The following is a 12024-nucleotide window of genomic DNA, read 5'->3' on the forward strand; positions in this document are numbered from 1 at the left end:
TGGATCACGGATCGCTAGCCTCTGGCACATAGATCATGCTGCCGTCCTTCAGACGGTAGGCGGTACCTGCCCGCATACCTTCACCTTCGCCGATCTGGCCGCTGGCTTTGTAGCGATCGAGCTTCTGGCCATCCTTCACCACGATTTCCATGTCGGCCTGCCCCGGGTTGGCGACCATCACCATCTTGTCCTGGCTGAAAGGATTGAAGGGATTGCGAATGAGTGCGATCAGCAGGATGGCGATGATGACGAGGAACACGTCGATCAGGTTGACCACCGACAGGATCGGGTCATCCTGATCGTCTTCGTCCAGATAGCGGCGACGCATGGCTCAGGCCCTCCTTGCTGCGATCGCCAGTTCGATCTTGCGCAGATCCTGCAACAGCCAGCGTCGGCGAACCACCAGCACCGTGTAGATGACCGAGGCGGCCAGCAGCGAGACGATCACTGCGGCGAACGCGATGCCGACGTGGCGGGCAACCTCCTCCATGCGGCCGTCGGACAGGCCAGCCAGCGCAGGTCCCATCGGGATCATGGTCGCCACCAGGCCAAGCATGGGGGCTGTGCGGCTGCCGATACGCAGCGGCTCCAACTGCTTCAGCGTCCACAGTTCAAGATCTTCCAGTGCGCCGTCGTGGCGTTGCCAATGGCGCTCCATGGCATGGGAGCGGCCCAGACGTCGCTGCAGTGCTTCCACTGCGAAGGCGCCAAGCGCGTAACAGGCATACAGGAACATCGCCAGGATCAGCACCAGCACGGGTGCGAGAAACCAGCCGGAGAGTTGGTGCAGCAGGGATTCGATCAGATTCATGTCATTGGTCGGAGTGGGAGGGATATCAGGCACGGCGCCATTGGCGGGTGCCACCGATGGCAAATGCCGCAAGCGCAGTCAGCAACGTCAGCCACCACCTCGACGGAGGTGATGGGAGCTGTGGCGTTACTTGGCGCAACTGCATGCCACTGACCTTCTGACTGGCCGGTGGCGGTGGCGTAGTGGGTGGAGCTGCGTTGGCGCTAGGTGGTACCGGTGTGCTCTCCTGCTTTGGTGCGCCCGGCGCGTGCGCGGGGGCTGCCCCCGCTCTGGGTGCCCCCAGCCCGAATGCACTAGCTAGTCGCGCCACGTGCGGGCGGAGCTTGCTGCTGCCGGGCAACACGTCGTGGCGTGCGTCGAGCTCGTTCCAGGTGTCGACCAGGCTGCGCAGGGTCGCATCGTCGGCTTTCCAGTAGCCCTTGCGGTGCGCTTCCAGCATGCGCTCGACGATCTGGGCCAGGGCATGCGGGTTGCTGCGCTCGAACCAGTCGCGCATGCCCAGGTCCAAGCTGTCCTCGACATAGACATCGTGGAAGGCCTGCCATTGGTCGTCGCGCACCATGCTGGGGTCTACGGCCTGCCAGCCCCAGAAGTTGTCCATCGAGGCGACGATCTCCAGCGTGCCCGCGTAGCCCTCCCGCTGCATCTGCGTAATCCAGCCCGGGTGGAACTGGCGGGACTGCAGTTCGGCAGCAAGGAAGCGGGCCGCATCGTCGACACGCGTACCGGCCGGGTCGCGCAGGTTGGAGATGTAGAGCGAAGGAGCGGCACCATCCAGGTGGCGCACGGCCAGTGAGAGTCCGCCCAGATAGGAGAACGGATCGTCGGTGGTCAGCATGCCGTACAGGTTGGAGGAGCGCGACAGGACTGCTGCCTGGGTACCGCGCAGCTGCTCGGCATAGGCATTGACGCCTTCCGGGACTTCGCCCCAGTGGGCGGCATCCGGACCGTAGCCGTACTGCATCTGCGCCAGGTAGGACTCGGCAAGCGTGGCGTCGGTTTCCCAGTTGTCGGTGCGCAGAACGTTTCCACCCAGACCACTGCCGTAGCGGCCCTGGGCGCTGGAATAGATGCGCGTGCGGGCATAGCGCTCCGCGACCTCCGCGGAAACGCCACCGCCCAGAAGGCGTGCACGCACCTGTGCCGTGTGGCGGGCGATCACGTTGTCGCCATCATCAGCGGCTTCGACCAATGCCAGCGCTTCGTTCATCCGCTGCATCAGCGCACCGAACTGGTCGCGGTACAGGCCTGTGGCCGACAGCACCACGTCGATACGCGGCCTGCCCAACTCATGCGCAGGGATCAGTTCCACCTTCTCGATCCTGCCGCCGTCGTCCCACACTGGCCGCACACCCAGTGCAGCGAACACCTGCGATTCCAGGATACCGTTGTGGCGCATCGTTTCCACACCCCACAGCGAGAACGCCAGCTTCTCCGGGTGCTGCCCACCATGCTGCGCGCGATAGCTGCCGATCAGTTGTTGCAGGGCCACTTGGCCCGCTTCCCATGCCGCGCGTGAGGGCACGCGCAGCGGATCGAACCCGTACAGGTTGCGGCCAGTGGGCAGGCTTTCCGGCGTGCGCAACGGATCGCCCCCGAGACCTGGCGTCGAGTAGCGGCCGGCCAGCGCAGCCAACAGCCCGGCAACTTCACTTCCCGCGTCCAGCGACGTATCCGCCTGGCGCGCTGCCTCGAGCAGTTCGCGTTGTGCAAGCGGGGCATCAGCAGCCAGTGGCACACCGTCGTAAAGATGCTGCTGAAGCCAGCGTCGTCCTGGCTCGTCGACGAGCGCGCGATAGTCGGTGGCGGTGGATGGGTGCGCTTCGTCCAGCGCCAGCGCTTGCGTGATCCGCCGCGCCAGCATCAGCCTGACCGTGTCGCCCCGGCGTGTGTTGTCCACGCTTTCACCGAACGAGTGCAGGCCCTGCGGCTGTGCCTGTCCGCCGATCTGGTCCAGATACTCATGCAGCGCGGCGAGGAAGCCATCGAAGTCAGCTTCGATACGTGCGGGTAGCCATTGTAGGTCGGCAGCCACGCCGCTGCTGCTGGCCAGCTCTCGCAGCTGCCGGGCCGCCGTGTCACGCACGGCCCCGTGATCCAATTGCTGGTACTCATCGATCAACTGGTGCAGGCGCAACGGATCGCCGTGCAGGCCGGCTGCACCGAAAGCCGGTGTCTGGTGACTGACGATGACAGCGCGGCCCCGGCGCTTGGCCTGCAAGGCTTCGCCCACGTCATCCACGATATAGGGGTAGACCACAGGGATGTCACCGACCAGCAACATCGGGTTGTCGTGGACCGACAGTCCGCGTTCCTTGCCATAGGTCCATTCCTGCGTACCGTGCGTGCCGAAATGCACGATGGCGTCCTGCCCGGCCTGTTCGCGCAGGAACTGGTAGGTGGCCATGTAGGCGTGATCCACCGGTCGGCCGACATCGTGATAGGCGCTGCTGCCGGCATCCTCACCCGGCGTGGCACGTGTGGGCTGGGGCAGCAGCGTGACGTTGCGCAGCCGCAGCCTGGGGATGGCGAACCCAGCTTCACCATTGTGCTGGCGCAGCCAGGGACTGGCCGACGGGGAGCCCCACGCCTTGGTGATGTTGTCGCGCACATCGGCAGGCAGCGCTTCGAACCAGCGCTGGTAATCCTTCAATGGCAGCCAACCTGCCAGGTCGTCACGCAGTAATGCATCCAGTTCGGCGACGCCACGGTAGCTGGGGGCCAGCAGGCGCTGCAGCGCTTCCAGTAGTGCGGGTTCATCAGGAAGATCGGCGGAGTAACCGGCTTCGCGCATGGCGACCAGCGTGGTGTGGAGGCTGTGCGGCAAGTTCAACCCAGAGGCACCCAGGTTTTTCTCGCCCGGGGGATAGTTGTAGAAGACGATGCCTACGCGCTTCTCGGCGGCCGGCTTGCGGCGCAGCGATGCGTAGTTGATGGCCTTGTCGGCCAAGGAACGGATCTGCGCTGCGATCGGCTGGGGCGGTGTACGCGATTTGGCCGCAGCGACGATCAGCGGATCGATGAATCCGGCTTGCTCGGGAATCGCCAGGTAGAACGAAGTCGCGCCCGGCGACACACCCTGCCGGTCGGCGCGCCAGGCCGGCTCCGGGCCTTCCCAGTAAGTGATCGCCTGCAGCACTGGTACACCTAGCCGTGCGTAGTCGCTGCCTATGTCGCCCCGATAAAGGATCTCGAAGTTGGCCACGGCGTCCACCACGGGCACACCGTTGCGCATCAGTAGTGTCTCGACCGGAACGCCACCGTCAGTGTCACGGAAGAACGGCACCGCGATGCCACCGCGGCTTTCGATCTCACGAACTAGTGCATCGATGTGGGCCGTCGAATCGGAGCCGATGGCCGAGGCGAACATGGCAATGCCGATCACCGGCTGGCCCGCGCGCACCTTGGGACCCAGCCAGGCCAAGTAGTCTTCCAGTGACGCGAATGCCAGATCGCGGTAGCCGGGGTGGTAGATGCCAGTCCGGGGCATGACCAGTGCCGGCTCCGGCGTCGTCGGTGGCGTGCCCACACGTTTCCAGTGTTGGACGTAGCGCAGCAGTGCGCCGAGATTGCGTTCACCGCCATTGCGCGCATAGGCCGCCAGCAGTGTGGCCTGCTCCTCGCTGAGGCCCAGGCCACGTTGGCCATCACGCTCAACCACCAGCGCGCGCGGTAGCGATGCCAACTGGCCGGGCAACTTCTCATCGCGATACATCTGCACCGGTGGCAATTCGGCGAGCACCAGATCCGCGCCTTGCATCGTGGTGATGGCATCGGGCTGCAGGGGTGCGCGCAGGTAGTCCAGTTGAACGCCTTCAGCGGCGGCGAGCTGGCGATACAACGCCAGCTTACCCTGCGGGAAGAAGCCGCTGCCTACCAGTACCAAGCGACCGCTGGCATCCTTTGCGCTACTTGCCTCGGCAGGAGCGGGCAACCCTTGCGCGAACGCCAAAGTCGTCGCCAGCATGCCGATCGTTGCTAGCCACAGCGCGCGCCATCGGAGCCGTCGGTAAGCCATGCTCAGAACCTGACGCCGAGCATGGCGTAGGCGTAACGACCGCGCTCCCGATAGTTGAAGATGCCATCTTCCTCGACGCGATGGTCGGTCAGGTTCTCCACGCCCACTTGCAGATCAACGCGCTCACCGAAGCGACGTTTGACGGAGGTGTTCCACAAGCCATAGGAAGGCTGTCGCTGCGGGGTGCTGCCGGCGGTCAGCTGGCGTCCTGTGTAGTCGTAGCGCAGTTCCAGCTGCCAGCCATTGTCAGCACTGGCCCAGGCTAGGCGTGCGTTGCCGGTCTGCAGCGGCCGCTCTGGAAGGCGCGCGTCGTCGGACTCGTCCCGAACGTCGTTGTAGGCGTAGTTACCACTGAGGCGGAAGTTGGCCGGCAAGTCGACGCCGGCCTCCAACTCCGCGCCACGGATGCGCACGTCATCGACATTCTCATAGCGGTAGAGCCTGCGTAGGGGCCGGCTGCAAAACTCGATGCACACCGAATCGATCAGGTCTTCGACGGTGTTTCGATAGGCCGTGGCGCGCCACCAGAACGCATCCGTGGAATAGCCCACCGACAATTCCAGGTTATCGCTCTTCTCTGGTTGCACATCGGGGTTGCCAATGAAGCTGTGGGGGCCGTCGAAGCGATAGTCCGGGGAAATCTGCTTGAGCATCGGCGCCTTGAAGCCGCGCGAATAGCCGCCTTTCACCGTCCAGCGCTCGGCGGGTTGCCAGACCGCGTAGATGCGTGGGCTGACCTCGCTGCCGAACAGGTCATGCTTGTCCAGGCGCGCGCCGTAGACCAGATCGAACTGCTCGGTCAGTGCCCACTCGTCCTGCAGGAAACCTGCGTACTGCTTTACGGTGGCTTCGCCGCTCACGAAGGAAGGGTGCTCCAACCTCTCTTCCCGGCCCTCGAAACCGGCGGTGAGCCGATGGCTGCGGCCCAAGGCAATGCCATAGTGGCCGTTGAGGGTGGTATCGCCGGCCTCTTGTTCTGGCGAGGGTGCGACACCTTGTGTGTTGCGCTGACGCTGGTGGATGTTGGCAATTTGGCCCGCCAAGCGCAGATGGCCGCCACCGATTTCACCGTCGTAGCTGATGCCGATCTGGGTGCGGTCGAAATCGTAGGACTGCTGGTAGTAGAGCGTGCGCGCGGTGTTGCTGGTGTTGTACCAGCGATCCTCGTCACTCTTCATCACCGTGAGCGCCAACCGATGATCATCGGCGGGTTTCCATTGGAGCCTGGCACGCAGCGTGGCCTGTTCCTGACCCTCGCGCTGATCTAGTCGGGCCTCGTCGGGCTCGGGTAATGCTTGCTGCTTCTGCCAAGCCCCATCGACGGTCAGGGATAGTCGGTCACCCAGCGGCCCGGACAGGTGCACGCTGGCTTGGCGTTGCTCGCCACCGTCGTCTTCCGTGGGTGCGCCGGCACTCATGCGGGCACCACCGCCCCATTGTTTGCCGGCGGCGCGGGTAATGATGTTGATTACGCCTCCCAGCGCGTCGGAGCCGTAGAGTGAGGACAGGGGACCGCGCACGATCTCAACGCGCTCGATCGCTTCCAGCGGCACCCAACCGAACTGCAGGTCGCTCAGGCCAAACACCTGGTCGGTGGCCGCAATGCGCTCGCCATCCACCAGTACCAGGGTATGTCGGCTTTCCATCCCGCGAATGCTGACCACCCGGCGCCCGAGGCTGCCGACGGGGCGAATATTGAGGCCCGGGGCGTCGCGGATGGCGTCCAGCACATCGCGTGCCGGTCGGGCGCGCAGCTCTTCGCCAGTGATCACGGTAACGCTGGCGGGCGCGCGTTCGACGCTGCGCTCGCTCGCTGTGGCGGTGACCACAACGGCATCGAATTCGGTCAAGGCACGATCTGCTTCCTCGGCTGCCTGGGCCGACAAGCAGGCAGCGAGCAGCACGGGCAGGGCGGCAAGGCGCATGGGTTGCCGGTGGCGGCGCGAAACATGCAGTGGGTGGCGCATTGGGGGGTCTCCAGGAGGGCAGTGGTGGGTGCGTCTGGCTGGCGACCTGCTGGCGTGCATCCCTTCACGCCATGTAAACAAGATTGGTTCTCATTCGCCTTGACCTGAATCAAGGCAACATCAGGAGAGGGAGGGATAGTTCAGAGCAGATTGAGATGGATGTGACTTGACCTAGATCAAACTACAGGTGGTGGTTTTAGGCGAGAGTTCCCACCACATGTAGTGATATGGGGAGGGTGATATGGCAAAGGAAAGCGACCTCTTGCAGGCCGTGGTGGATCCCGTGACTTCGGTCCAGGAGTACCTCTCCCGCACCGATTGGCGGGTCAATGCCAATGCGAACCAGGGATATTCCTTGGGCGGGTTGATCCTGAATGTGTCCGGCAAAGTCACGGCTAATTACTGGCTGTCCCATGTCTATCCGGCGGAAGTGGGGAGGGCGCATCGTGAAGGCGATCTGCATATCCACGACTTGGACATGCTGGCGGGCTACTGCGCTGGCTGGTCGCTGCGCACGCTGTTGTATGAAGGCTTCAACGGCGTGTCCAACAAGGTGGAAGCCGGCCCACCGAAGCATTTGTCCTCAGCCGTGGGGCAGATCGTCAATTTCATGGGCACCCTGCAGAACGAATGGGCCGGAGCGCAGGCGTTCTCCTCGTTCGATACGTACATGGCGCCATTCGTGCGCAAGGACCGCCTGTCTTACGAAACGGTCCGGCAGGCCATCCAGGAACTGATCTTCAACCTCAACGTGCCGTCGCGGTGGGGCACGCAGACCCCCTTCACCAATTTGACCTTTGACTGGGTGTGTCCGGAGGACCTGCGCCACCAGACTCCCTTCATTGCCGGCGAGGAAATGCTGTTCACCTACGGTGAGCTGCAGGTCGAGATGGACATGATCAACCGCGCGTACATCGAAGTGATGAGCGCGGGCGACGCGCGTGGCCGCGTGTTCACCTTCCCCATCCCGACCTACAACATCACCCCTGATTTTCCCTGGGAGTCGGAGAATGCACAGAGGCTGTTCGAGATGACGGCCAAGTACGGGCTTCCGTACTTCCAGAACTTCATCAACTCCGAGCTGGATCCCGGGCAGATCCGCTCAATGTGTTGTCGCTTGCAGCTGGATCTGCGCGAACTGCTCAAGCGCGGCAATGGACTGTTCGGCAGTGCCGAGCAGACCGGTAGCCTGGGCGTGGTGACGGTCAACTGTGCAAGGTTGGGTTACCTGTACCGTGGTGACGAGGACGCGCTGTACGCACGGTTGGGAGAACTACTGGAGCTGGGGCGACGCAGTCTGGAGATCAAGCGAGACGTCATCCAGTCTTTGATCGACGATGGCCTGTTTCCCTATACCAAGCGGTATCTGGGATCGCTGCGCAACCACTTCTCGACGCTTGGGGTGAACGGGATCAATGAAATGATCCGGAACTTCACCCGCGATGCGCATGACATCACCACCGAGTGGGGTCATGCCTTTGCACTACGCCTGCTGGACCATGTGCGCGAGCATATGGTCCGGTTCCAGGAGGAGACCGGCCACCTCTACAACCTGGAAGCAACGCCGGCGGAGGGCACCACATATCGCTTCGCCAAGGAAGATCGCAGGCGCTGGCCTGACATACTCCAGGCCGGTAGCGAGAAGAAGCCTTATTACACCAACTCTTCGCAGTTGCCGGTTGGATTCACGGACGATCCGTTTGAAGCGCTGGAGAGGCAGGAAGCGCTGCAGTCGCGCTATACGGGCGGTACGGTACTGCATCTCTACATGGGCGAGCGCTTGTCCAGTGGCCGCGCGTGTCGCGACCTGGTGCGACGTGCGCTGACGCGCTTTCGCCTGCCATACATCACCATCACACCCACGTTCTCGATCTGTCCAACGCATGGCTACCTGGCCGGCGAACATGAGTTCTGCCCGCATTGCGATGAAGAGCGCTTGGCCATGAAACATCGCGCAGCGGTGGCTTGATCGGGGGCGCACCCCAATGAATTCTATTGCTTCACTCACCCAAGGATACTTTCCATGCAGGAATCATACTTAAGCCGAGAATTCGTGTTGCGCGAAGAAGAGCGCCAGCGTTGCGAGGTCTGGACGCGGGTGATGGGCTATCACCGTCCCGTCTCCAGTTTCAACATCGGCAAGCAGGGAGAGCATGCGGAGCGCCGCTTCTTCGTTGAGGGCGCGCGCACTGGATTGATCCCGGCCGCAGCATGATTCGAATTGGCGGAATGACGCCGCTGACCACGATAGACTTCCCGGGCCATCTGGCAGCGGTGCTCTTCATGCAGGGATGTCCCTGGCGCTGCACCTATTGTCACAACCCTGAGCTGCTGCCGACGCGCGCCGGCGACGGCGTGGCCTGGGACGTGGTGGTGGACTTCCTGCATCGCCGCCGTGGCCTGCTGGATGCCGTGGTGTTCTCCGGTGGGGAGCCCACCTCGCAAGCCGCACTGCCTGACGCCATCGCACACGTGAGGGCACTGGGGTTCCGTGTTGGTCTGCACACCGGCGGCATGTATCCGGAGCGATTGCGCCAGGTGCTGCCGCTGTTGGACTGGGTGGGCCTGGATATCAAGGGGCCGGCGCAACACTACGACCGCATTACGGGCCGCCGCCGCAGCGCCGCGCCGGTTCGCGAAGCGTTGGAGTGCGTACTGGCCAGTGGTATCGACTACGAGTGCCGCACCACGTGGCGTCCGGAGGTGTTCCCGGCCGCGGATCTGTATCAACTGGCCGAAGATCTTGTTGGCCTGGGGGTGGCGACGTGGATCCTTCAGGAGTGCCGCGAACAAGGACGTGGCATAGCACCCGCGGACAAGCCGGATCTATCGCGACTCAGTGTGGGATTCCGGACCTTCGACTTTCGTCACCATTAGCTGCGGGTCGCAATCTATTCCGCACGCCATGCCTGGGCGCCACTGTACATTGCACGGATGCACGAGAGAGTTTCAAGCGGGCAACGCATCCTGCGTGAAGGATACGTTGAGCGTCGTGGGCTCGGTCGAAGGAGCCATCATCCAGCAGGTTGAAGAAAGGTGCTCTGCCGCAGGTGCAGGGTCAGGTAGTCGAAGTAGTGATCGATGTAGCTGATTCCGTTCTCGTGATCGAGCAGGTACGGATTCATCAGCGTATGTCGCAATATCACCAGCCGGTCCGCGTCGGTGTCGTCCGTCATGGTGGCCGGATCGATACCAAGGCCCGTGAGGATGCGGTGTATTTCGACATCGCCGATCATCGTCCGCTGGAGCGTGGTGATCGAGGCAAAGAACTGCTTGATCTGCAATGGTTGTTGGGGGTCGCAGCGCAGCTGATCGTGGAGATTCCGGACGAAGGCGTTGGCTTTCGCGATGTCGTCATTGCCCGACGGGTTAAGCGCAAGGCAGACCAGGTTGCTGTCCGGATGGAACGGCACGCATGCCTTGATGGTCGTGCCCATTTCCTCGGCAAAGCGCTGCGCCCGCACCAGGAACGCTTCCGCTGCCAGCACCGTTTGCCGTGGCATGAGGCCGAAGTGGGTGTGGTCCAGCGGCAGCACACGGTGCGTAACGTAGACGGCGGCGGCGGCGGCACCGGATTTGGAACCCTCTGGAACGAACTGGCCCAGTTGTCGGTAGCGTGTCATGTAGTCATCCGGACCACCTTCCCGAAAGACGTAGTCTGCATGTTCGGACAGAAGTTCCACCGCGCGATGGTCGCGACAGATGAATGCGCCTGTGCCGTAGGGGAGGTAACCGAGCTTGTGGGGATCGACGGTGACGGAGTCGACCTGGGACAGGGCCGAGAATGCGGCGTGCACTTCCGGCCGCGGAAAATCGCGGTACTCCTGTTGGATCTCCTGCAAAGGGCGTAGTTCGCCGTCGGGCTGCCGGAACAGCGTGGCCAGATAGCCGCCCCAGGCTGCATCCACATGTACGCTGAAACCCAGGCCGTGCTTGCTGGAGCGCTCGCGTGCAACCACCACCTCATCGATCGGGTCGATGGTGCCGTACTCCGTGCTTCCCAGTACGGCGACGGTCATGAGAACCGGTTGCCGCTCGCATTTGCAGTGTTCAAGTGCTTCCTGCAGTGCTGCCGGATCCAGGCGCATGCCGTTGACAGGCAGTAACCGAAGCTGCTCCCTGCCGAGGCCCAGCAATTTCAGTCCCTTGCTCCACGAATAATGCGCCGTGATCGGCGCGAGCACGCAGGGCGGACGCACGTCGCGGTGACGGGCGAAGAAGTTCACCATCCCAAGATGCTCGATGCGCTGTGCATCCACGCGCGTGCGCCAGCGCTGACGATCCTGCTTGTTCTGGCTGGCAAGCCAGTACCGCCAGTGTTCCAGCAGTTCGATTGCGGAAGACGGAGCCAGGTTGAACGCCTGCCAGACATCCTCGGGTAGGTCGATGTCAGGCACCCCTGCTGCAAGCATTGCCACCGGGAATGCCTTGAGCGCGAGCGCCAGCCGTAGTGCTTGGTAGTTGGCCAGCGTTCCGCCGGACGTCAGATGCCCGAAGGCGCAGTCCTTGCGTGACGGATCGGCGGGAAAGCCGAGCATGCGCGCCAACTGGAGTCCGACCTGGATCTCCAACTGCACGGTGATTGGTGCCGCGTCTTCGCTGACATTGTTGGGGTTGTAAGGCAGCGCGAGCATCTGGGCCGCGAGACCCGGCAGGAGCAGATCCGAGGCCATGTGGCCGATGTAGCGTGGGCTGTGGAAAGGCACGGATTGCTTCAGTGCGGCCGACAGTTGATGCAGTTCACGCCGCATCCTGGCCTCGAACGCCTGGTATTGCGGATGCTGGGCGGCTGAGGTGGGAATAGCCGGCGGGTCTTCCGGATGGAAGTTCCTGCGCCAATGGACATGGTCCCGCAGGAATTCCACCACCAGCTTCTCCAGCAGTGTGTCGTTCTCGCCATAAGGACCGAGGAAGCAGGCATCGAGCGTGCGCCTCTCGCTATCTGGTACGGGGTTGAAACCAGTCGAATGCTGATTGTGGTGAGTCCTGTTCATGGGAGAAGCCTAGACGCGTCAACAAAGACAGTCCCTGATCTGGATCAACAGAATGCGACAGGCGGTCGCAGTCGTGAGGCGCAAGGGAGTCGCCAAGTGCGAGTGCCACGCCTGTACGGGGTAGTCGCATGACGCAAGTCAAGGCCACGGGTGATCGGCACGACTACGCTGCGGAACATGGAACGCCACGGCAGTTCAGCGATGCGTCGCAGCAATGGCAGCACCGAATGCGCA

General features: G+C 63.0%; 8 protein-coding genes. 3 read left to right on the plus strand and 5 right to left on the minus strand.

Annotated elements, in window-relative coordinates; all coding sequences use genetic code 11:
- Nucleotides 1–4: 4 nt before the first annotated feature.
- From ASD72_RS06720 to ASD72_RS06735, 4 genes are read right to left on the minus strand one after another with little or no spacing between them, the layout of a single operon-like run.
- Nucleotides 5–328, minus strand: a complete 324-nt coding sequence (locus ASD72_RS06720; protein WP_056879169.1) for a DUF2149 domain-containing protein — start codon at nt 326–328, stop codon at nt 5–7.
- A 3-nt stretch (nt 329–331) separates the two neighbouring features.
- Entirely contained in the window at nt 332–811 is a 480-nt protein-coding gene (locus ASD72_RS06725; protein ID WP_056879170.1) for a MotA/TolQ/ExbB proton channel family protein, read from the minus strand.
- A gap of 25 nt (nt 812–836) precedes the next feature.
- Nucleotides 837–4778: a cobaltochelatase subunit CobN gene (cobN, locus tag ASD72_RS06730; protein WP_162250351.1), complete on the minus strand. Its 3942-nt coding sequence runs from the start codon at nt 4776–4778 to the stop codon at nt 837–839.
- A gap of 53 nt (nt 4779–4831) precedes the next feature.
- Complete coding sequence (locus ASD72_RS06735; protein ID WP_162250352.1) at nt 4832–6796, minus strand: TonB-dependent receptor; 1965 nt, start codon at nt 6794–6796, stop codon at nt 4832–4834.
- A gap of 241 nt (nt 6797–7037) precedes the next feature.
- Between ASD72_RS06735 and ASD72_RS06740 the strand changes: the two genes are divergently transcribed.
- From ASD72_RS06740 to ASD72_RS06750, 3 genes are read left to right on the plus strand one after another with little or no spacing between them, the layout of a single operon-like run.
- Entirely contained in the window at nt 7038–8765 is a 1728-nt protein-coding gene (locus ASD72_RS06740; protein ID WP_200948842.1) for a ribonucleoside triphosphate reductase, read from the plus strand.
- A 54-nt stretch (nt 8766–8819) separates the two neighbouring features.
- Nucleotides 8820–9011 (plus strand): anaerobic ribonucleoside-triphosphate reductase, encoded by a 192-nt coding sequence (gene nrdD / locus ASD72_RS06745; protein WP_056879173.1) that lies wholly within the window; start codon nt 8820–8822, stop codon nt 9009–9011.
- A 14-nt stretch (nt 9012–9025) separates the two neighbouring features.
- On the plus strand, nt 9026–9673 hold the full coding sequence (locus ASD72_RS06750) for an anaerobic ribonucleoside-triphosphate reductase activating protein (protein WP_235577952.1): 648 nt from the start codon (nt 9026–9028) through the stop codon (nt 9671–9673).
- 137 nt (nt 9674–9810) lie between these two features.
- On the opposite strand, the gene ASD72_RS06755 is transcribed toward ASD72_RS06750, so the two are convergent.
- Entirely contained in the window at nt 9811–11790 is a 1980-nt protein-coding gene (locus tag ASD72_RS06755) for a pyridoxal-dependent decarboxylase (RefSeq protein ID WP_056879175.1), read from the minus strand.
- Between the last annotated feature and the right edge of the window lie 234 nt (nt 11791–12024).

It is taken from the genome of Pseudoxanthomonas sp. Root630, from assembly GCF_001427585.1.
GTDB lineage: Bacteria > Pseudomonadota > Gammaproteobacteria > Xanthomonadales > Xanthomonadaceae > Pseudoxanthomonas_A.